Source organism: Streptomyces sp. DT224 (assembly GCF_049844595.1).
Lineage (GTDB): Bacteria > Actinomycetota > Actinomycetes > Streptomycetales > Streptomycetaceae > Streptomyces.
The window spans coordinates 454,255-473,696 of sequence record NZ_JBNCLI010000004.1; the positions used below are offsets into that span (position 1 = coordinate 454,255).

20 protein-coding genes are annotated in these 19,442 nt (G+C 72.1%); 5 read left to right on the forward strand and 15 right to left on the reverse strand.

The annotated features are described in order from the left end of the window. Nucleotides 1-6: 6 nt before the first annotated feature. Nucleotides 7-762: a (5-formylfuran-3-yl)methyl phosphate synthase gene (locus ACLQ2N_RS12335; RefSeq protein WP_425812043.1), complete on the reverse strand. Its 756-nt coding sequence runs from the start codon at nucleotides 760-762 to the stop codon at nucleotides 7-9. A gap of 175 nt (nucleotides 763-937) precedes the next feature. Between ACLQ2N_RS12335 and ACLQ2N_RS12340 the strand changes: the two genes are divergently transcribed. Continuing rightward, nucleotides 938-1,225, forward strand: a complete 288-nt coding sequence (locus tag ACLQ2N_RS12340) for a hypothetical protein (RefSeq protein WP_425812044.1) — start codon at nucleotides 938-940, stop codon at nucleotides 1,223-1,225. Between the two features lie 68 nt (nucleotides 1,226-1,293). Here ACLQ2N_RS12340 and ACLQ2N_RS12345 read toward each other — a convergent pair whose 3' ends face one another. Continuing rightward, nucleotides 1,294-3,195: an RICIN domain-containing protein gene (locus ACLQ2N_RS12345; RefSeq protein ID WP_425812046.1), complete on the reverse strand. Its 1,902-nt coding sequence runs from the start codon at nucleotides 3,193-3,195 to the stop codon at nucleotides 1,294-1,296. A gap of 315 nt (nucleotides 3,196-3,510) precedes the next feature. On the opposite strand from ACLQ2N_RS12345, the gene ACLQ2N_RS12350 reads away from it, so the two are divergent. Beyond that, nucleotides 3,511-4,074: a TetR/AcrR family transcriptional regulator gene (locus ACLQ2N_RS12350; protein ID WP_425812358.1), complete on the forward strand. Its 564-nt coding sequence runs from the start codon at nucleotides 3,511-3,513 to the stop codon at nucleotides 4,072-4,074. Between the two features lie 13 nt (nucleotides 4,075-4,087). Here the strand turns inward: ACLQ2N_RS12350 and ACLQ2N_RS12355 are convergent, their stop codons facing one another. Beyond that, nucleotides 4,088-4,537, reverse strand: coding sequence for a GNAT family N-acetyltransferase (locus ACLQ2N_RS12355; RefSeq protein WP_425812048.1), 450 nt, complete (start codon nucleotides 4,535-4,537; stop codon nucleotides 4,088-4,090). Nucleotides 4,538-4,681: 144 nt separating this feature from the next. On the opposite strand from ACLQ2N_RS12355, the gene ACLQ2N_RS12360 reads away from it, so the two are divergent. Then, nucleotides 4,682-5,188 carry a hypothetical protein gene (locus tag ACLQ2N_RS12360; protein WP_425812050.1) on the forward strand — a complete coding sequence of 169 codons (507 nt, stop codon included), beginning with the start codon at nucleotides 4,682-4,684 and terminating at the stop codon, nucleotides 5,186-5,188. Between the two features lie 12 nt (nucleotides 5,189-5,200). Here ACLQ2N_RS12360 and ACLQ2N_RS12365 read toward each other — a convergent pair whose 3' ends face one another. The 10 genes from ACLQ2N_RS12365 to ACLQ2N_RS12410 all read right to left on the reverse strand — a co-directional run bounded on the left by ACLQ2N_RS12365 (nucleotide 5,201) and on the right by ACLQ2N_RS12410 (nucleotide 15,908). Beyond that, nucleotides 5,201-5,596: a hypothetical protein gene (locus ACLQ2N_RS12365; protein WP_425812052.1), complete on the reverse strand. Its 396-nt coding sequence runs from the start codon at nucleotides 5,594-5,596 to the stop codon at nucleotides 5,201-5,203. Nucleotides 5,597-5,623: 27 nt separating this feature from the next. Further along, nucleotides 5,624-7,015, reverse strand: coding sequence for a phosphomannomutase/phosphoglucomutase (locus tag ACLQ2N_RS12370; RefSeq protein WP_425812054.1), 1,392 nt, complete (start codon nucleotides 7,013-7,015; stop codon nucleotides 5,624-5,626). After that, nucleotides 6,996-8,612, reverse strand: coding sequence for a glycoside hydrolase family 13 protein (locus tag ACLQ2N_RS12375; protein WP_425812056.1), 1,617 nt, complete (start codon nucleotides 8,610-8,612; stop codon nucleotides 6,996-6,998). The genes ACLQ2N_RS12370 and ACLQ2N_RS12375 overlap by 20 nt, the downstream gene beginning before the upstream one ends. Then, on the reverse strand, nucleotides 8,609-9,829 hold the full coding sequence (locus ACLQ2N_RS12380) for a Gfo/Idh/MocA family protein (RefSeq protein ID WP_425812058.1): 1,221 nt from the start codon (nucleotides 9,827-9,829) through the stop codon (nucleotides 8,609-8,611). The genes ACLQ2N_RS12375 and ACLQ2N_RS12380 overlap by 4 nt, the downstream gene beginning before the upstream one ends. Next, nucleotides 9,826-10,905: a glycoside hydrolase family 130 protein gene (locus ACLQ2N_RS12385; protein WP_425812060.1), complete on the reverse strand. Its 1,080-nt coding sequence runs from the start codon at nucleotides 10,903-10,905 to the stop codon at nucleotides 9,826-9,828. Before ACLQ2N_RS12385 ends, ACLQ2N_RS12380 begins: the two co-directional genes overlap by 4 nt. A gap of 5 nt (nucleotides 10,906-10,910) precedes the next feature. Then, entirely contained in the window at nucleotides 10,911-11,768 is an 858-nt protein-coding gene (locus tag ACLQ2N_RS12390) for a carbohydrate ABC transporter permease (protein WP_425812062.1), read from the reverse strand. Nucleotide 11,769: 1 nt separating this feature from the next. Continuing rightward, nucleotides 11,770-12,705, reverse strand: coding sequence for a carbohydrate ABC transporter permease (locus ACLQ2N_RS12395; protein WP_425812064.1), 936 nt, complete (start codon nucleotides 12,703-12,705; stop codon nucleotides 11,770-11,772). Further along, nucleotides 12,702-13,994: an extracellular solute-binding protein gene (locus ACLQ2N_RS12400; protein WP_425812066.1), complete on the reverse strand. Its 1,293-nt coding sequence runs from the start codon at nucleotides 13,992-13,994 to the stop codon at nucleotides 12,702-12,704. The genes ACLQ2N_RS12395 and ACLQ2N_RS12400 overlap by 4 nt, the downstream gene beginning before the upstream one ends. Nucleotides 13,995-14,083: 89 nt before the next feature. Beyond that, complete coding sequence (locus ACLQ2N_RS12405; protein ID WP_425812068.1) at nucleotides 14,084-15,103, reverse strand: LacI family DNA-binding transcriptional regulator; 1,020 nt, start codon at nucleotides 15,101-15,103, stop codon at nucleotides 14,084-14,086. 124 nt (nucleotides 15,104-15,227) lie between these two features. Continuing rightward, on the reverse strand, nucleotides 15,228-15,908 hold the full coding sequence (locus ACLQ2N_RS12410; RefSeq protein ID WP_425812070.1) for a ScbR family autoregulator-binding transcription factor: 681 nt from the start codon (nucleotides 15,906-15,908) through the stop codon (nucleotides 15,228-15,230). Between the two features lie 390 nt (nucleotides 15,909-16,298). On the opposite strand from ACLQ2N_RS12410, the gene ACLQ2N_RS12415 reads away from it, so the two are divergent. Further along, on the forward strand, nucleotides 16,299-16,979 hold the full coding sequence (locus tag ACLQ2N_RS12415) for an HAD family hydrolase (RefSeq protein ID WP_425812072.1): 681 nt from the start codon (nucleotides 16,299-16,301) through the stop codon (nucleotides 16,977-16,979). Between the two features lie 11 nt (nucleotides 16,980-16,990). On the opposite strand, the gene dhaL is transcribed toward ACLQ2N_RS12415, so the two are convergent. Both dhaL and ACLQ2N_RS12425 read right to left on the reverse strand, forming a co-directional pair. Beyond that, entirely contained in the window at nucleotides 16,991-17,653 is a 663-nt protein-coding gene (gene dhaL / locus ACLQ2N_RS12420) for a dihydroxyacetone kinase subunit DhaL (RefSeq protein ID WP_425812074.1), read from the reverse strand. 43 nt (nucleotides 17,654-17,696) lie between these two features. Next, complete coding sequence (locus tag ACLQ2N_RS12425) at nucleotides 17,697-18,695, reverse strand: dihydroxyacetone kinase subunit DhaK (protein WP_425812076.1); 999 nt, start codon at nucleotides 18,693-18,695, stop codon at nucleotides 17,697-17,699. A gap of 221 nt (nucleotides 18,696-18,916) precedes the next feature. Here ACLQ2N_RS12425 and ACLQ2N_RS12430 point away from each other — a divergent pair, with 221 nt between their 5' ends. After that, entirely contained in the window at nucleotides 18,917-19,423 is a 507-nt protein-coding gene (locus ACLQ2N_RS12430; RefSeq protein WP_425812078.1) for an ArsR/SmtB family transcription factor, read from the forward strand. The last annotated feature ends 19 nt before the right edge of the window (nucleotides 19,424-19,442 follow it).

A 19,442-nucleotide genomic window follows, 5' to 3' on the forward strand; every position in this document is an offset into this window, starting at 1 on the left:
CGGTGGTCAGCCCGCGAGGGTGACGCCGGCCGCGAACTCCCGGGCATGCCGGTCCATCTCCGCCCGGAACGCCGCCACCAGGTGCGGCTGAATCCTTCCTGCATTGCGGTCACCGCCCTCGCAGACCGCCCCGCGCACCCCCACGATGTCCGTGCCGATACGGGTCAGCGTGGCGAGGTCCGCCTGTTTGACGCTGCCGGCGAGGGCCGCGAGCAGTCCGGAGGCGTGGGCGAGCCCGACGAACTCGGCGCAGACGTCCGGCGGCACGTGGTCGAACAGCCGGGATCCGTCCTTGATCGCCGTGTCGAGCATGGCCGCGTCGGCACCGGACCGGGCCGCGATGTCGGGCAGCGCGAGCGGGTTGACGCACCCGATGCGGTGGGCGTCGGCGTAACCGGAGGCCACGACCAGCGCCTCGGGACGGTAGTCCTTCACGGCCCGCACGACCGCCCGCATCACGTCGATCCCCTGGTCGGGCGTCGTGCACCCGTAGAGCCCGACCTTGACGTAGGTGGCACCCGAGACGACGGCCCCCAGCGCCGCCTGGGCCACCGTGCCGGGCTTGTAGGGGACGTCGCCCACGGTCGCGGACACCGGCTTGCCGGCCGGGACAGCGTCCCGGATCTCCCTGATGACCCACGGGAAGTTGGCGCCGAGCGACCCTTCGTCGGGCTTTTTCACGTCAACGATGTCGAGGTGTTCCGCCGCCTTCGCACAGTCGACGGCTTCCTCGACGCTGTCCGGGGAGATGAGAAGCAACACCTTGGGCTCCTTTTCCGCCGCAGGGGTGCGGATCACCAGGTTGACCTGCGGTGCGCTCATCATTTCCGGCGCCCACGGGCCACGGTAGAGCGCGCGGGACCCCCTGGGAGCACGGCGCCCCACCCCAGTGCGCCGCACGCCCCGGCGCAGGGAGGCATCGTGGGATCATGCGCGGATGGACAGTGATCTGGAAGTGAGCGCGGCGGCGGTCAACATCTCGATCCCGGCGGAGCTGCGCTGGACCGACACCCGGCGCGGGACGGAGTTCCAGCTGACCACCCTCAACGTCCGGCTCCGCCCCGACGGCCACCTGGCCGCGAAGGCGTACGGCCGGCCGGTGGAGGGCGGCCGGGGCGCGTACGTCTCGTTCCCGGTGCCCGACCGGCCCGAACTGGCGGCCCTGATCGCCGAAGGGGCGAGCCGCGCCGGCACGCTGTGGGCCGCCCATCGCGGTCTGGGCTGAGCGCGGCGGCGTACGCACGGGTGCCCCTCGCGAGCGGACCTCTCGCGGGGGCACCCGGCCAGGGGGGCTCAGCTCTCCAGGGAGAACGTCTGCGCCGCTGATCCGTCGCACGGCTGCTGCGCGAGGTGCGCGCCGTTCGCGGTGGACCCGCCGTCCACGGCCAGGCACTTGCCGCTGCTGCGGGCGACGAAGCGGTAGCGGCCGGCTGTGCCGGATGGCTCCGCCCGCCACTGCTGGTTGGTGCCGCCCACATACGACCACAGGTGCACCCGGGTGCCGGAGGCGGTCGCGCCGGGGCCGCCGTCGACGTCCCACACCTTCCCGTTGTGCCGGTTGACGACCTGGTAGGTACCGTCACCCGCGGACCGGAACTGCCAGCTCTGGTTGGCGCCGGTGGTGCAGCTCCACTGCTGGAGCGCGGTCCCGTCGGCGGTGCCCCAGTCGGCGGCGTCCAGGCAGGCGCCGCTGCCGGCGTTCTTTACCCGGTACCAGGCGGACGAGTCGATGGAACCGGTGGGCGGCTCCGTGGTGCCGCCGTCGGAGCCGTTCCACACGAAGGTGGCGACGGCGCCCGCGGGCAGCGTGTAGACCAGTGACCTGCCGTTGTCGGTCAGCGAGAACTTCTGCGCGCTCGTGGCCGAGTTGACGACGTACGCGGCACGGGTGCCGTCCGCGTTCTGGAAGGCGACGTTCTCCACCCCGCCGCTGCCCTGGCTGGTCGAGCCGATGCGGGTGGCGCCGGGCTTGACGAACTTGGCGAGCTGACCCAGCACGTAGTACTCGGCGTTGCGCGTCACCTTGCCGTTCGCGACCTCCACGACGCCGTTGCAGCGGTCCGAGCAACCGCCCTGGTGCGGGCCGCCGTTCTGGTCCAGGGCGAGGTTCCAGTCGATGACCGTCTCGCCGCCGTTGCGCATGTTCTGCACGACCAGGTTCTCGGCGTGCCACGTGAGGGTGTCGGCGAAGGTGGCGGACCGGTCCGCGCTCTCCGTACCGGAGCACTCGGTGAAGAACACCCGCTTCCCGGCGTTGACGACCTGCTGCTGGGCGGAGGGGCTGCCGCCGTAGCAGTGGAACGCGGCGCCGATCACCCGGCTCATGCCCGGGGTCCCGTTGAACACCTCCAACGGGTAGTCGGGGTGGTCCCAGTTGTGGTCGAAGGCCAACAGGTTCGTCGGCAGGCCGGCCGCCGTCAGCGTACGGTCGAGCACCTTGAAGAAGTCCGCCTGCTGGGACGCCGTCATGGTCATCGAGGGGTAACTCGCGGCGAACTCGGGCTCGTTCTGCACGGTGAGGTCCGTCAGCGTGATGCCCTGCTGCCCGTACGCCTTGATCGCCGCGACCAGGTAGTCGGCGTACGCCTGGTAGCTGTCCGTCTTGAGACTGCCGCCGTTCAGTGCGTTGTTGGTCTTCATCCAGGCGGGCGGCGACCAGGGCGTGCCCATGAAACGGATGGCCGGATTGACCGAGGTGGCCTGCTTCAGGACCGGGATGATCTCGGCCTTGTCCCGGTCGATGGAGAAGGAGCCGGGGGTGTCCTCGTACGTGTAGAGGCTGCTGTCGGCGTTGAAGTCGCTGCTGCCGAGCGGCTGGCGCAGGTAGCTGAGCCCGATGCCGTCGCCGGCGGACGAGAACAACGAGGTCATCAGCGCGTTCCGCTTGTCCTGGGGCAGGCCCTGGATGAGGTGGGCCGAGGCGCCGGTGACCGAGGCGCCCGCCCCGGTGAACCGCTGGCCCTTGCTGTTGGCGTCGACGCGGATGTCGACGCTCTGCGGCGTGCCCGTGAAGGCGACGGAGCCCTCGGCGGACAGCTTCTTGGCGCCGTCGGGGGTGGTGACCCATACCTGAGCCGTGGGGTCGGCGGCCTGTGCGGCCGTACCGCTGCCGGCCAGGCCGACGGCGGCGACGGCCATCGCCAGGGCCGCGCCTGCGGCGCGCGCCCGTGGGCGCGGGGGAGTGTCGTGGGACATGTGCGGCTCTCCTTCGGTCATGCCTGGGGGAGGACATGGCGCGTCCCTCGGCCACCGTGACGGGGCGCGGCTCCGTGGACGACGGCGATATGAAAGCACACCCACTAAGTGGTTAGTAAGTAGTCGTGCGCGCTTTGGTGCGGGCGGCCCCCGCGCGCACCGCCCCCAGGTCAGCGGCCCGGACGCCCTCGTTGACCCACGTTCCCGCCGGTCTAAGCTGTGCCGGTGACCAACCACTCAGCAGGCAGGTCCGGCCGGTCGGCCAAGCCCCGCACGCCCAGGAGCCCGGAAGCGCGGCAGCGCCAGCGGGACATCCTGCACATCGCGATGGACACCTTCGCCGCCCGTGGCTACAACAACGCCTCGCTCGCCGAGATCGCCGACCGCGTCGGCCTCACCCAGGCCGGTGTCCTGCACTACTTCCGGTCCAAGGCGCTCCTGCTCACCAGCGTCCTCGAACTGCGCGACCAGTCGGACATCGAGCAGCTGGGCCCGGACCGCCCGCAGGGCCTGGCGTTCCTGCGCCACCTGGTCGACACGGCGATCCGCAACGCCGAACGCGAGGGCATCGTCCGCCTGTACGCCGTCCTCTCGGCGGAGTCCGTCACGGACGACCACCCGGCGCAGGAGTACTTCAGGGACCGCTACGACGGACTGCGGCGCTTCGTCGCCGACGCCCTCCGCGAGGCGTGCGACCTCCCCGACGACGGGACGGACAAGGTCGAGCACGCGGCCAACGCCGTCATCGCCGTGATGGACGGCCTCCAGGTCCAGTGGCTGCTGGCCCCCGGCGCCGTGGACATGGCCGCCTCGACGGACCTGGTGGTCAACGCCCTGCTCAGGACACTGGCCCCGGACCGCTTCGGCGCGGACGGCTGAACGGCGCCGCGGGTCACGCCTCGCGCGCGAGGTAGCGCCGGAACCCCTGGGCCCGCGGCTCGAAGCCGCACGACGCGTAGAACGTGTGCACATACGCGTCATCGGCGGCGAGCAGCTGCACCTTGTAGCAGTCGGCCTCCTCCGCGAGGTCCACCACCGCGTCCAGCAGCCGCCGCCCGACGCCCCGGCGGCGCCCGGCCCCGGCGACCACGACGTTCTCCACGAAGATGATGCCCCGGCCGCCCCGGGTCAGGTTCGGCATGACGATGGTGTCGGCCGTTCCGACGACGGCCCCGCCGGTCTCGGCGACAAGAACGGTGCGCCCCTGCTGTGCCGCGATGCGCTCCCACCCGGCCCGGGCCGCCTCCGGCGACAGCGCCGCGTCGTCGGGATTCAGCTCACCGTAGAGGGCGAGCAGCGCGGGAAGGTCCCGCTCGGCGGCGGTTCGTACGGTGATCTCCACGCCGTAAGCCTAGAGGTGTCTCCTCTGTTCCGGTGATCTTGCGGCGGAGGACGACCCGTTCCGGTGCCGGGCGGCGTTACCCGTGGGGTGCGAGCGCGCACCGCGCAGGCGACGAACAAGGATATGAGGCACGGGATGACCCGTATGGACCGCAGAAACATGCTGCGACTGACCTCGGCGGCGACGGCCACCGGCGGACTGGTGGCCGGAGCGGCCGGAACCGCCCGGGCGACGCGGAGGGCCGAGCGGCAGTTCACCCTGAACGGCAGGCGCTCCGGCGCGAACATCCCGGACATCCTGACCGTCGGCGTCCCGTACTACGTGCTCTACGAACTGACGGACGCCGAGGGCCGCTCCGTGGGCAGTGAGAACGCGCACTGCCTGCCCGTCACCGTGGGCCCCGACGGCTCCTTCGTCGTGGCGACGCTGGTCCTGGCCCTCGCCGACGGCATGATTACGGCCTCCACCGCCTTCCAGCGCCCGCTCCCCGCCGTGACGGAACTGCCCGTCGACTCGCGCCGGTGGACCCACGAGTTCGCGGTCACCGGGGGCACCGGCGCCTACAACGGCGCGGCGGGCTCGGTCACCATCGAACACCTCACCCGCGACGAGGACACGCTCACCGTCACCCTGGCGGACGTCGCCGGGTAGCGGGGGCGGCCGTCACGTTTCCAGCAGGTCGTAGGCGCCGTCCTGGAACGTGAAGAGCGTCGGCCGTACCTCGTCCTCCTCGCGGAAGAAGCCGCCGAAGCCGGAACGCGCGGCGTACGGGGCCAGCAGGTCCAGGACCGTGACCAGTTCGCCCATGTCGTCGTCCAGCCAGTAGGTGCGGGTGTGCAGGCCCCACCCCTCGTCCTGGAGGCGCAGGGACGCGAAGTCGCCGCCGGGCAGACGGCTGTGCGGGTCCGGGCTGAGCAGCGGATACGCGTACGCGTCCTCGCCGTACCCGCGCGGTGGCTCCTCGGCCAGGCCGAGGTGCCACCGCAGGGCGTCCAGTACCGGGGCGGGGGTGTCCTCGCGGAGGTAGCAGGTGAAGACGACTTCGTAGTGCAGGCTCATGGCCCGCATTGTGCCCGGCGCTGTCCGTCAGGCCTCGCGCACCGTCGCCAGCACCTCGTCGCGGACCTGGGCCATCAAATCCCCGGTCCTCGCCTCCACGTTGAGCCGCAGCAGCGGTTCCGTGTTGGACGGGCGGAGGTTGAACCACCAGTCCGCGCCGCTGACGGTGAGCCCGTCCAGGGTGTCGGCCGACGCGTCGGGACGGGACTCCCACGCCGCGCGGACCGCCGCCGTGCGGGCAGCCTGGTCGGTGACCGTCGAGTTGATCTCGCCCGACGCGGCGTACCGCTCGAAGCGACGGGTCAGCGCGGACAGCGGGCCGCCCTGGCCGCCGAGCGCGGCGAGGACGTGGAGCGCGGCCAGCATGCCCGTGTCCGCGTTCCAGAAGTCGCGGAAGTAGTAGTGGGCGGAGTGCTCGCCGCCGAACACGGCGCCGGTACGGGCCATCTCGGCCTTGATGAACGAGTGGCCGACCCGCGTGCGGACCGGCGTGCCGCCCGCCTCCCGGATCACCTCGGGCACCGCGCGCGACGTGATCAGATTGTGGATGACGGCCGCGCCGGGGTGGCGCGCCAGCTCCCGCGAGGCGACCAGGGCCGTGATCGCCGACGACGAGACCGGGTCGCCGTTCTCGTCCACGACGAAGCAGCGGTCCGCGTCGCCGTCGAAGGCGAGCCCGAGATCGGCGCCCTCGGCGCGCACCCGTGCCTGGAGATCCACGATGTTGGCCGGCTCCAGCGGATTGGCCTCGTGGTTCGGGAACGTACCGTCCAGCTCGAAGTACATCGGCACCACCGTCAGCGGCAGACCCGCGAGCACCGTCGGCACGGTGTGGCCGCCCATGCCGTTGCCCGCGTCCACCACCACCTTCAGCGGGCGGATCGCGGACAGGTCCACCAGGGAATGCAGATACGCGGCGTACCCGGCGAGGGTGTCGCGCCCGGTGACGGCGCCCGCGCGGGCGGCCGGGGCCGGCGCGCCCTCGTCCGTCCACCGCTCCACGAGCGACCGGATCTCGGCGAGACCGGTGTCCTGGCCCACCGGCTCCGCACCGGCCCGGCACAGCTTGATGCCGTTGTAGCGGGCCGGGTTGTGCGAGGCGGTGAACATCGCACCGGCCAGCCCCAGCGAGCCCGACGCGTAGTACAGCTGGTCCGTCGAGCACAGCCCGATCTCGGTGACGTCGGCACCCTGCGCCGTGGCGCCCCGCGCGAACGCACCGGCCAGCCCGGGGGAGGAGGGCCGCATGTCATGGCCCGTCACGATCGCGTCCGCACCGGTGACCCGGACGAACGCGGCACCGAACAGCTCCGCCGTCCTCTCGTCCCACTGGTCCGGCACCACACCGCGTACGTCGTACGCCTTGACGAGCCCCGACAGATCGGTACGGGGCGTCGGTTCAGTCACGGGCGTCGTCATCGGTGCCTCCATGGGCGGAACGGGCGGAACGGGAAGAGGGCGGGGCGAGGAACCACACGGCGGTGTCGGGCGGCAGCGCGTCACCGTCGAGCGGCCCACTGCTGAGCAGCGGACGGCCGGGCGCAGGCACGGGCCCGTCGCCCAGGTTGACGGCGCACGCCAACTCCCCGCGCCGGAACACCAGGACGGGTGCGCCCGGCTCCGAGAGCCAGACGGGCGGCGCCGCCGGGTCCGGGGCCGGATGGGCGCGGCGCAGCCGCAACGCCGCCCGGTACAGGGCGAGCGTGGAGCCGGGGTCCGTCTCCTGCGCGGCGACGGTGAGACCGGCCCAGTCCGCGGGCTGCGGCAGCCAGGTGGCCCCCGCGTCCGCCGTGGTGAAGCCGTACGGTGCCCGTGCGCCGGACCACGGCAGCGGCACCCGCGCCCCGTCGCGCCCGCGCTCGGTGCGACCGGAACGCTCCCACAGCGGGTCGAGGATGCGGTCGACGGGAACCTCGGCCTGGGGCAGGCCCAGCTCCTCGCCCTGGTACAGATACGCGGAGCCCGGGAGCGCCAGCATCAGCAGCGCGGCCGCGCGGGCCCGGGCCAGGGAACCGTACCGGGTGACCGGGCGCACCGCGTCATGGCTGGAGAGCAGCCAGGTGACGGCCGCGCCCGGGACACCGAACGAGTCGTCGATGACGCGGCGCAGCTCGGCAGGCTCCCACGCCGCCTCCAGGAAGGCGAAGTTGAACGCCTGGTGCATCTCGTCGGGCCGGATGTAGCGGGCCAGCCGCGCCGGGTGGAAGACGGCCGACTCCGCGACCATCACCCGGTCGTGCGGCGCCACCGCCCCCGGCGGCGCCGGATGGGTGTCCAGGAGCGCCCGCCACTCGCGGTACAGCGGGTGCAGCTCCTCCTGGTCGTAGTACGGCATCAGGTGGTTGCGCAGCGGGTCGGTGTGCTGCCCCGGCCCCGCGTCCGGCAGGCCCTCCGCCTTGAACAGGGCGTGCGCCACGTCCACCCGGAAACCGTCCACACCCCGGTCCAGCCAGTAGCGCAGCACGTCCGTGAACGCGTCGCGCACCTTCGGGTTGCGCCAGTTCAGGTCGGGCTGCTCGGCGGCGTGCAGATGGCAGTACCACTCGCCATCCGCGACCCGCGTCCAGGCGGGCCCGCCGAACGCCGACTGCCAGTCGTTCGGCGGCAGTTCGCCCGCCGCGCCCCGGCCCGCCCGGAACAGGTACATCTCCCGCTCCGCCGATCCCGGGCCCGCCGCCAGCGCGTCCAGGAACCACGGGTGGCGGTCCGACGTGTGGTTCGGGACGAGGTCCACGATGAGCTTGAGGCCCAGCTCGTGGGCGCGGGCGGTCAGCCGTCCGGCGTCCGCGTCCGTCCCCAGGTCCGGGGCGACGCCCGTGTAGTCGGAGATGTCGTAGCCGCCGTCGGCCAGCGGGGACGGGTAGAACGGGGTGCACCACACGGCGTCCGCGCCCAGGTCCCGGATGTGCTCCAGGCGCGCGGTCAGACCCGCGAGGTCGCCCGTCCCGTCCCCGTCGGAGTCGGCGAAGGCCCGGGGGTACACCTCGTAGCAGACCATGTCCTGCCACCAGCTCATGCGGACGCTCCTGCAAAGAGGGCGGGGCCGGGGGACACGACGCGCTGCTCGGCGCCGGTCGCGGCGGCGAGCGTGGCCGCCTCGGCGACGGCGACCGCCGCGAAACCGCTGACCGGGCCGGCCACCGGGGGCTCACCCGTACGGGCCGAGCGCACCAGGTCGGCCATCGCCGCGCGCACGCTCTGCGCGTACACGTACGGCTTGCGCGGCTCGCCGCCGAGGTCCAGCACGGCGGTCACCCGGTGCGGCACGGTGCGCTCCTCGCCCCGGCCGCGGGCCGGCGCGGCGGAGCCCGCGTCCCGCTCCACCCGCACGGTGATCCGCTCGCCGCCGCCGGGCCGGAACCCCTCGACGGCCAGCAGGTCGTCCCGCAGCCCCGGCAGTTCCTCCCAGGCACGCGCGCCGTCCTCGTCCACCCATGCCGTGATCTCCGCGTGTACGGGGATCCAGCCGCTGATCCGTGACTCGGCGAACCCGTGGTCCAGGCGCATGAGCTGCCGCTCGGCGCGATGGGCGTGGGTGAAGGAGTGGAGGTGCGAGGCGAGCGCACCCCCGGGGTGCACCACATCGGCGCTGACCATGTCGACCGGGCCGCCGGGCCGGCCGACCGCGGTGGCCCGCACACTCAGCGGATCGGTGCCGAGGAGTGCCCGGGCGGCGTCGAAGAAGTGGACGCCGTGCTCGACGAAGATGCCGCCGCTGTGCGCCGGGTCCCAGAACCAGTGGCCGGGGCCCAGGTCCTCGTCGGACGCGTCGTTCTCGAACAGGAACCGGCGCACCGGCGCGAGCAGCCCCCGCCCGGTCAGCCGCTCCACCGCCCGCAGCAGCGGGTTGTAGCGCAGCACATGGTCCACGACCAGGGCACGCCCGGCGCGCCGCGCCTCGTGGACGACCGCCGAGGCGTCCTTAGTCGTGGTGGCGAGAGGCTTCTCGCAGAAGATGTGGCGCCCCGCGCGCAGCGCGGCCGTGGCCATCGCCGCATGGGTCGCGGGCGGCGTGGCGATCAGTACCGCCGTCACATCGTCCCGCTCCAGCAGCTCGTCCAGCGAACCCAGCGCCGGGACGCCGTGCCGCTCACCGAGCAGCCGGGCCCGCTCGTGCGAGGGGTCCGCGACCGCCGCGAGCCGCAGACCGGGCAGCCCGGCGATCGCGTCCAGCACGAACTCCGCGAACCCGCCGCAGCCGGCCAGGCCGATACCCAGGGCGCCGTCCGTCATGCCGTGCGCTCCAGGAGGGCCACGCCGATGTGCGCGTCGGCCATGCCGTAGAACACGTACAGCTCGCCGTCGATCTCCTCGATGGCCGTCGGGAAGACGACGTTCGGGACGGTGCCCGAGCGCTCCTCCTCGGTCTCCGGCGCCATCAGCGGCTGGTCCGAGCGCGCGATGACGCGGGACGGGTCGGCCGGGTCGAGGATCATCGCGCCGGCCGCGTACGAGACGTCCTGGTTCTGTGCCCACGGGTCCTCGATGGAGCCCGACACGCCGTGGTGGATGAGCAGCCAGCCCTCGGGCACCCGGATCGGGGCGGGGCCGCCGCCGATCTTCAGGGACTCCCACGGGAACTCGGACAGCGCCAGCAGCTTGTGGTCGCGGGGCCGGGTCAGCGCGGTGATGTCGGCCTCGACCTCGGCGGCCGGCACGTAGCTGATCCAGATGCCGGGGCGCTCGTCGGTGACACCGGCGGGCAGGTGGACGCCCTCGCCCGGGCGGAACCAGCCGAGGTCCCACATCGGGCGGTGCAGCATCGCGTACGCCATCTTGCCGTCCGGGCCCGGGACCGGCTCGGGGAAGTGGACGACGTCCTTGTTCGGGAAGAGGTTGAGGTCGGTGTCCAGGTCCGGCTGGTAGGCGAACTGGATCGGACCGAGACGGGTCCAGTCGGTGAGGTTCTCCGAGACGGCGAGTGCCGGCTTGGGGCCGAGCGGGCCGTAGGCCACGTAGCTCATGACGTGCTTGCCGAGCGACGGGATCCAGGTGATGCGCGGGTCCTCGACCCCGGCGTTGTTCTTGCCGCGCTCCCAGCCCTCGTCGGGGGAGAGGACGGTGCCGCGGCGCTCGACGCCGTTCGGCACGCCCGCCTCGTCGAAGGTCACCTCGGCGAGGCCGACGCGGGAGACGTTGCCCTCGGCGACCAGGCGCGGCAGCAGGTGCAGCGTGCCGTCCGGGGTGCGGCCGGAGGCGGGGTTCAGGACACCCTCGACCTCGTTCGCCTCACCGGCCAGCGGGGACATGACCACACCCTTGCGGACCATGCGGTACGGGATGCGGGTGGCGGTGGTGGTGTTGCTCATGGCGTTTAGCCCTTTACTCCGGAATCGATGTCGGTAGAGGTGAAGTGGCGCTGGAACAGGAGGAACAGGACCACCGCGGGGAGGGCCAGCACACAGGCGCCGGCCAGCAGGGCACCGGCCGGGTTGGCCACCGTGCCCTGAAGGTTGGAGAGGAAGCTCGCGAGCGAGACGGCCAGCGGCTGCATGTCCGCGTTCTTGGTGACGAGGAACGGCCACAGGAACTCGTTCCACGGACCGATGAACGTCAGCAGCAGCGCGGTCAGCACGGCCGGCCGGGCCATCGGCAGCGCGATCTTCCACAGGATGCGCAGCTCGCTCGCACCGTCGATGCGGGCCGCCTCGAAGAGGGACTGCGGCATCTGCGCGAAGAACTGGCGGAACAGGAACACGGCCGTCGAGTTGATCGCGAACGGAAGGATCATGCCCAGGTAGTTGTCGCCGAGCCCGTAGTCGCGGACGACCAGGACGTACAGCGGCAGCGTCAGCAGCTGGAACGGGATCATCTGTACGAGCAGGAGGGCCGCGAAGACCGCCCCCTTGCCCCGGAAGCGCAGCTGCGCCAGCGCGTACCCGGCGAGCACCCCGAACACCAGCGTGCAGATCAGCACCCCGATGGTCATGATCCCCGAGTTGAGCAGGGAACGGCCCAGCGAGATCGCGCTGTTGACCGCCGCGTAGTTGTCACCGGTCAGCCCGGAGGGGACGGCCGCCGACAGGTCACCGACCGTCTGCCCGCGCAGCGAGCCGACGATCATGTAGTAGAAGGGGAACAGGAAGGCGACGGCGCCCAGCGACAGCAGCACGTAGCGGACGGCGCTGCCCGCGGAGGAGCGGCGGGCGGGCCTGGGGGTGGTGGCGCTCATGTCAGTCGCCCCTCTCGGTGAGCTTGCGGGCGGCGATCGACACGACCATCACGAAGGCGACGAGAACGACGCCCAGGGCGGCCGCGAAGTCGGGGTGCCCCTGTTCGATGCCCTTCTGGTACATCAGCAGGACGGGCGAGGTGGAGGAGTGGTCGGGGCCGCCGCCGCCGGTGAGCAGATACGGCTCGCTGAACAGGTTGGCGCCGGTGATGATCGCGTAGATCACGACGAGCGTCGTCGCCGGCCGTACGCCCGGCACCGTCACCGAGAAGAACTGCCGGATCTTTCCCGCGCCGTCCATGGCGGACGCCTCGTACAGCTCCTTGCCGACGTTCTGCAGCGACGCCAGGTAGAGCATCACGAAGAAGCCGAGCTGCTTCCAGGTCACGAACACGGCGATCATCGGCATCGCGAGATGCGAGTTGACCAGCCACGACGGGTCCGGTGCGTGCGAGCCGAGCAGGTGGTTGACGAATCCGTCCGAGCCGAAGAGGAACTGCCATACGGCGACCAGGGCCACGCTCGCCGTCACGTACGGCACGTAGAACGCGGCGCGGAAGAACGAACGCCCCCGGATCTTCGCATTCAGCGCGCTGGCCAGCACCAGTGAGAGGCCCACCGTCAGCGGCACGTTGATGACGAGGAAGATCAGGATGTTGAGGAACGCCTGCCCGACGACCGGGTCGGTGAAGACGTCCCGGTAGTTCGACAGCCCCACCCACGGCGAGTCGATGTCCGTGCCCGGCGCGGTGAAGTAGAAGCGGTGGAAGGAGATCCACACCGTGTAGACCAGCGGGACCGCGAAGACCACCAGGATGAACAGCACATACGGCGACACGAACAGTGCCCCGGCCCGGGACCGGCCGCGTGCCTCGCGGCGCGGCGCGTTCGCCCTCGTGCGTGCGGCGCCGGGCGCCGCGTCCAGGTTCACGCTCATGACGGGTCCCCGTACTCGTTCAGCAGGTCGGTGATCTCGGACGACGCGTTGCGCAGCCCCGCGTCCGTGGACTCGCGGCCGAACACGACCGACTTCGTCCACTCGTCGCGGAACGCCTGCCAGATGTCGATGGAGCCCGGCACGTTCGGCACCTCGACCACGCGCTGCGCCTGGTCGGCGAACGCCTTGTACGTCGGGTTCTTCGCGAAGTAGCCGGGGTACTTCGCCGTCAGGTCCTCGCGCATCGGCATCTGGCCGGTGGTTTCCAGGAACTTCCCGTCCTGTGCGGCGGAGGTGGCGAACTTCAGCACGTCCCACGCGGTGGCCCGGTTCTTGCACGCACTGAACATCGCCGCGGACTTCTCGTCGCTGAAGGAGTGCTTCCCGCTTCCGCCGTCGGCGGTCGGGACCGGTGCCACACCGATGTCCACGCTGTCCTTGTACGCGGCCACGGCCCACGCGCCGACGGTCGCCATGGCGGCCTTGCCGTCGCCCAGCGAGTCGCCCGGATACTGCTCCTGGGGCGCCAGCTTCTCCGCGTACAGGGTGCGCCAGAACGCCGCGACCTGCCGGCCCGCCGCTGAGTCGAACTGCGGCTTGCCGTCCTCGATCAGCTGCTTGCCGCCGCTCTGCGCGGCGAAAGCCGGATAGAAGTCGTACCAGGGCTGGAAGAAGTCACTGCTCGGCGAGGGCCAGATCGCCGCCTTCGCGGCACCGCTGTGCACGAGCGTGCGGGAGGTCGCGAGGAATTCCTTGTACGTGGCCAGCTTCGGGTGCTCGGGATCGAGACCGGCCTTCGCGAACAGCTTCTTGTTGTAGAGGATCATGACCGGGTTGCTCTTCCACGGGAGCTGGTAGAACTCGCCGTCGGTGGAGCGGTACTGGTCGGTGAGCGAGCCGCCGCGCCCGGCGATGTACTTCTCGCCGTCCGGGAAGTCACTGAGGGAGACGAGGCCGTTCTGCTTCTGGAACGTCGGCACCGCCGCCGGCGAGGTGTTGAAGGCGAGACAGGCCGTGGTCCCCGCGATGATCGAGGCGCTGATGGCCTCCTCGGAGGTCTTGCCCGCCGGGATCTGCTGCGCGGTGACGTGCTGGTCGGGGTGGGCCTTGTTCCACGCGGCGACCATCGCCCTGCCCCATTGCACCTCCTGCGCGTTGTTGGAAAGCCAGACCGTGATCGGGCCGCGCGCCGTGGCGGCGGTGGCCGGATCGGGAGCCGACCGGCCGCAGGCCGTCGCCGTACCCGCGAGAGCGAGCACGAGCAGCGCGTACGCCGTTCTCCTCAGCATGATTGATCTCCGAACTGTTCACGCGCGGCCTCGTCGCCGTGCGGAATTCCCGGTCGGCGCGAGCACGACCGGTCGATTGCCCCGCTACGTCACCGGCGGGGCGCGGGCCCCATCGAAGCGCGGGGCACGAACTGCGCCGGTGGCAGCCGCACATGGTCGGCGGCGCCCTCGGCGACGACCGCGTCGAGCGCGCGGGCCGCCGCCTCGCCCCAGCCCCGGGCATCGGCACGGGCGGAGGCGAGCGGCGGATAGCTGTACCGCGTCAGGGGCGCGTCGTCGTAGCCGACCAGCGACAACTGGTCGGGCACCCGGACACCCAGCTCCTGGGCGACCGAGAGGCCGGCCATCGCGGCGAGGTCGTTGCCGTAGACGATCGCGGTCGGCGGCTCGGCCGAGGCCAGCAGCTGCCTGGTCGCCAGCGCGCCGCCCTCGGGCGTGAACCCGCCGGGCAGCACAGGGGCTTCGGGCAGCCCGAGCGCGCGCAGGGTCTGCTCCCACGCGGTCCTGCGCCGGTGGGCGTGCAGCAGCTCCTGCGGCCCCTCGACGTGGGCGATGCGCCGGTGGCCCAGCTCCGCGAGGTGGCGGACGGCGGCCGTGTACGCCGGCTCGTCGTCCAGGCTCACCGCCGTCAGGCCGTCGCCCCACTCGGGCTGGCCGATCACGACGGCCGGCAGACCGAGCTCGCGCAGCAGCGCGGGGCGCGGATCGTCGCGGCGCAGGTCGGTGAGGAGGACGCCGTCCACCTGCTGCTCCGATGCGAGGCGCCGGTAGACGCCCTGCTCGTTCTCCGGCGAGGTCACATGGATCATGAGCCCGTCGCCGCGCTGCCCGATCACGGCCTCGACCCCGGCGATGAACGCCGGGAAGAAGGGATCGGCACCGACCTGCTCCGCGTCGCGGGCGAGGACGAGCCCGAAGGCGCCGGCCTTGCCGAGCGAGAGAGCCCGGGCCTGACGGCTGGGGGTCCAGCCGAGCTCCCGGCTCGCCTCGAGGATCCGCAGCTTCGTCTCCTCGGCGACACCGGGCCGGTCGTTCAGGGCGAAGGAGACCGTGGCTCGTGAAACACCGGCCCGCCGGGCGACATCCGCGATGGTGGGCTTGCGTGCCATGGGCCTGGGCTTCCTTGCCGACGGGTCGAAGGCCAGCGCCTTCAAACCGGTTTGACTGCTCGAACGAGGACAACCAAACCGGTTTGGAAGGGGGGCGTCAAGAGGTCGGAGCCTGTGATGCCCGTCACCGGGGCCGGGGTGAGGCGGCCGTCCGCCCGGCCCCCGAGGCGTCCGCCTGTGCGGGGATCCGGGCGCGGGCCCGGGCGAGCAGGCCCGCCGGATCGGGCTCCGCCTGGAGCGAGGCGAGGGCCATCCGCCACCACTGCTCGAGCCGCTCGGTCCAGCCCCACCTGCCCGGCATCTCCTCGGTCAGGGTGCAGTGCCCGTAGAAGCCGCACACGAGCGCCACGGCCGCCGCCGACGGCTCGACCCCGTCCGCGAGTTCGCCCCGGGTCCGGGCCTGGGTGAGGAGCCGGGCGCAGGCCAGCGCCCAGGCGCCGAACGGTGTCGGCACGGGTGCTCCGATGGTGCGGCGCTCCGCCCACAGCCGCGCGCCGGCCCGCGCCACGACGTCCTCGCTGAGCGACTGGGCGACGCGGAAGCTGAGCGCGACCAGCTTCTCCAGCGGCGGGACGCCGGGCGCGGCGTACGTCGTGGCGAGTTGCGGCCAGCTGGCGAACTGCTCGCGGACGACGGCAAGCGCGAGATTTTCCTTGCTGGAGTAATGGAAGTAAATCGCCCCGCTGGTCTTTCCCGAGTGGTCACTTATGTCATTGACACTCGTGCCCGCATATCCCCGTTCTACGAATAGATGTGCCGCTGATTCCAGCAGTACTTTGCGGGTTGCGCGCGCCCTGTCCTGCACCTGTTCCACCTTCGCTCATACGTGCTAGCGCTGCGACGTGAAAGGCTGCATCAGCCCTGGGTGGGGAGCGCAGTCGCATCGCGCGACGATCCTATTATTGATCGCCGGGGCCGTGTGGCCGGGCGGTGCTTCTTCGCGTATTCCGGTGCACTCGAATTGGTGATTGCGGAATTCGGGCCCGTCAAAATAACGTAATGGTCATGATGTTTCGGACGGGCTGACCCTCGGGGTCTCAAGTCCGTCGCGGCGCCCAGCGGAATCGACCTGGCCGCCGCGGTCACGAAGCGGGCCCGCGTCCGATTCCTCCCTTCCACAGGTGTGCCTCCCGGCACATGTCTGCGCCCTCCTCGTGCCTCACCGGTCGGCGCAGCCTCCGAGAACGGCGGTTACATGACAGCTCATCGCATCCTTTCCTGGTCCCCGTCCGCCATCGTGTTCGACTGCGACGGCACGCTGATGGACACGGAGAGGCACTGGCAGGAAGCCCGCACCATCACGTTCCGGTTGTTCGGGTTCGCCCCGCCCGCCGGATTCGCCGACCGCGCGAAAGGCGTGCACTACATCGAGTGCGGTGCCCTGATGGCTCAGGAGACCGGGAAGCCGGACCTGGCCGGAGACTTCGCCGACACCCTCCTGAGCACCTTCACCACGCTGGTCGAGGAGGATCCGGTCACCATGCCCGGCGCCGCCTCGCTGGTCCGGCTCGCCGCCCGCCACCGCCCCCTCGCGGTGGCCAGCAACTGCCCCCGCTCCACGGTGGAGTCGTGCCTCGACCGGGCCGGGCTCCTCCGCTGCTTCCAGCATGTCGTGGTCGCCGGCGAGGGGGTGCGGCCGAAGCCCGAGCCGGACGTCTACCGGGCGGCCGCCCGCCTCTGCGGCGTACCGCCCGAGGAGGCCTTGGCCGTGGAGGACTCGCTGACCGGCATGGAGTCGGCGCGCCGGGCGGGCTTCCGCGTGATCGGCATCGGGACGCGCCCGCCGGACCCCGACGGCGAGCAGGCCGACCTGTGGGTCCCCGGCCTGACCGACCCGGATCTGCTCAGCTGGGCCCGCAGCCGCCTCGGCCCCTGACCGGCGCTGGGTCAGCCGCCGTCGAGGTGGGGCGCCAGCGTCCGCACCGTGCCCGCCGCGGACGCGAAGAACAGCGCCATGCCCACGGCCCCCGGGTCCGGGACGCCGTTGGCCCGGTCGCCCAGGTAGCTGGCCCGCCCCATGCGGGCCGCCTGGGAGGCGGTCTCCCGCACCCCCCGCCACGCCTCGTCCGCAGCGGCGGCCAGGGCGTCGGCGGGTGGGGCGTCCCCGGCCGCCCGCAATGCGTCGGCGGCCGGGGCCAGCGCGTCGACCAGCGTCTTGTCACCGGGCGACGCGTCCCCGACGCGGCGGATGGCGGCCAGGCCCTCGGCGGCGCCCTCGGCGAGCGCGCCCGTCGTCAGCTCCGGTCCGGACCCGGCTGCCCGGCCCAACGCCTGGAACAGCAGGCCGAACAGCGGACCGCTGGTCCCGCCGACCTCGTCCAGGAAAGCGGTGGCCAGCGCGCCGAGTTGCTCACCGGGGCCCGCCGACGCCCCCACCCGGTCGAGCAGCGGGCCGGCGGCCCGGACCCCGGCGGTGAGGTTGGCGCCGAAGTCGCCGTCGCCCGCCCGCTGGTCCAGCTCCGTCAACTCGGCCTCCGTCGCGTGGACCGATTCCGCGAAGCGACCCGCCCACTCACGGGTGCGCGTGCCGTCCAGAGCGTCGCTCGTCATGGGCCCTCCTCGTCGTACGTCCGTCCCGCAGGGGGCCGGCCGGTCACCACCGCAGTGCCGGGGTGTGCACGGGTGCGTCGTAGAAGTCCAGGGCGGTCCGGTCGGCGACCATCAGCGTGAGGGAGAACCCCCGCATGTCCAGCGCCGTCACGTATTCGCCCACCAGGTGGCGCGCGAGCCGCACCCCTCCGGCGTCGAGCACCCGCCCCAACTCGCCGAACACCGCGTAGAGTTCGAGCGAGGTGACCGAGCCCAGTCCGTTGACGAGAGCGACGACGGACTCCTCGGGCCCGGGCCGCAGCGCGTCGAGCAGAGCCCCCGTCATCTCCTCCACCAACGGGCCCAGGGGGCCCTGTTCCCGGGTGCGGGCGGCGCGCTCGCCGTGGATCCCGACGCCGTACTCCAGTTCGCCGGGCGGCAGTGGGAACGCGGGCTCGCCGGTGGCGGGAGCGTGGTGCGCGGCCGAGGCGACGGCGAGCGTACGGGACCGGGCCGCGAGGCCCGTGCCCAGCTCCACCAGCTCGTCGAGCCCCATCCCCGTGTCGGCGGCGGCCCCCAGGACCTTCTCCAGCAGCACCGTGGCGCCCGTGCCGCGTCGGCCGGCGGCGATGTCCTCCGAGTCGGTGGCGAGGTCGTCGTCCACCAGGACCCGCGCACAGGCGATCCCTGCGTCGGCGAGGCGCTCGGCCGCGATGCCGAAGTTGATCCGGTCGCCGGTGTAGTTCTTCACGATGTGCAGCACGCCCCCGGATCCCGCCACCGCGCGCGAGGCCCGGAAGATCTGCCGGTTGTGCGGCGAGGCGAACACCCTCCCGGGGCAGGCGGCGTCGAGCATGCCCGCACCCACGAAGCCCGCGTGCAGCGGCTCGTGCCCGGACCCGCCCCCGGACAGCAGCCCCACCCGCCGCGTGGGCGCGGTGTGCCGAGCGGTGACGAAACCTTCCGCCGCGTCGTACCGCACGAGCTCCGCGTGCGCACGGGCGAAGCCGGACAATGCGTCGGCCACGAGTTCACCGGCGCCGTTCTCGAAGTACCTGGCCATAAGCCGCACCCATCCCGTCCCTGGCGGTGAGGCCGTACGAGCCGACCCGGACGATTATCCCATGGTGGGGGTAACGGTACGCGCGCGGCAACTCGCGGAGCGTGGCGCGGGGCGTGCGGTGCGGGGGATGCGGGTGATGACGTGCGCCGCCGCCGGTGGGCTTGCCGCAGTCGCATGCGCGTTCGCTTGCATGCAAATCCGTAATTACGTAACCTCGTCACATGGACCTGGAGGAGCGTGTCACCGCGCTCGAACGACGCCTGGCCGAGCTGGTGGAGGCGGCCCCTGCCGCGCCCCCCGTGGCGGAGTCCGACTTCTGGGCGCTCGAAGCGCTGAAGGCCCGGCATCCGGTGACGGAGGAGACGGACGGGGCCGTGCTGTTCACCGGCGCGGTGCGCGTGCCGACCGGACACCGCTACGAATGGCAGTACGGGCTGCTGACCGAGACGGTGCTGCACGACGACTGGTCGGAGGCGGCCGCGTCGTTCGCCGCGCTCGGCCATCCCGTGCGGCTGACGCTGCTGCGTGAGGTCCTGGGCGGCCTGCGCACCGCGGCCGAACTGGCCGCGCTGGACGGCGTCGGCACGACCGGCCAGGTCTACCACCATCTTCGTCAGCTGACGGGCGCGGGCTGGCTGCACTCCCCGGAGCGCGGCCGCTACGAGATACCGGCGGGGCGGGTCGTGCCACTCCTCGTGGTGCTCACCGCCGCACGCCCCGTGACCTGACCGCATACGTACACCGATT

Bases quoted from the DNA above. Each gene is read 5' to 3' on its own strand.
- ACLQ2N_RS12380 (WP_425812058.1), bottom strand. From the start codon at position 9,829: ATGACGGACGGCGCCCTGGGTATCGGCCTGGCCGGCTGCGGCGGGTTC.
- ACLQ2N_RS12345 (WP_425812046.1), bottom strand. From the start codon at position 3,195: ATGTCCCACGACACTCCCCCGCGCCCACGGGCGCGCGCCGCAGGCGCG.
- ACLQ2N_RS12390 (WP_425812062.1), bottom strand. From the start codon at position 11,768: ATGAGCGCCACCACCCCCAGGCCCGCCCGCCGCTCCTCCGCGGGCAGC.
- ACLQ2N_RS12430 (WP_425812078.1), top strand. From the start codon at position 18,917: ATGGACCTGGAGGAGCGTGTCACCGCGCTCGAACGACGCCTGGCCGAG.
- ACLQ2N_RS12370 (WP_425812054.1), bottom strand. From the start codon at position 7,015: ATGACGACGCCCGTGACTGAACCGACGCCCCGTACCGATCTGTCGGGG.
- ACLQ2N_RS12340 (WP_425812044.1), top strand. From the start codon at position 938: ATGGACAGTGATCTGGAAGTGAGCGCGGCGGCGGTCAACATCTCGATC.
- ACLQ2N_RS12400 (WP_425812066.1), bottom strand. From the start codon at position 13,994: ATGCTGAGGAGAACGGCGTACGCGCTGCTCGTGCTCGCTCTCGCGGGT.
- ACLQ2N_RS12365 (WP_425812052.1), bottom strand. From the start codon at position 5,596: ATGAGCCTGCACTACGAAGTCGTCTTCACCTGCTACCTCCGCGAGGAC.
- ACLQ2N_RS12405 (WP_425812068.1), bottom strand. From the start codon at position 15,103: ATGGCACGCAAGCCCACCATCGCGGATGTCGCCCGGCGGGCCGGTGTT.
- ACLQ2N_RS12385 (WP_425812060.1), bottom strand. From the start codon at position 10,905: ATGAGCAACACCACCACCGCCACCCGCATCCCGTACCGCATGGTCCGC.
- ACLQ2N_RS12395 (WP_425812064.1), bottom strand. From the start codon at position 12,705: ATGAGCGTGAACCTGGACGCGGCGCCCGGCGCCGCACGCACGAGGGCG.
- ACLQ2N_RS12425 (WP_425812076.1), bottom strand. From the start codon at position 18,695: ATGGCCAGGTACTTCGAGAACGGCGCCGGTGAACTCGTGGCCGACGCA.
- ACLQ2N_RS12375 (WP_425812056.1), bottom strand. From the start codon at position 8,612: ATGAGCTGGTGGCAGGACATGGTCTGCTACGAGGTGTACCCCCGGGCC.
- ACLQ2N_RS12415 (WP_425812072.1), top strand. From the start codon at position 16,299: ATGACAGCTCATCGCATCCTTTCCTGGTCCCCGTCCGCCATCGTGTTC.
- ACLQ2N_RS12360 (WP_425812050.1), top strand. From the start codon at position 4,682: ATGGACCGCAGAAACATGCTGCGACTGACCTCGGCGGCGACGGCCACC.
- dhaL (WP_425812074.1), bottom strand. From the start codon at position 17,653: ATGACGAGCGACGCTCTGGACGGCACGCGCACCCGTGAGTGGGCGGGT.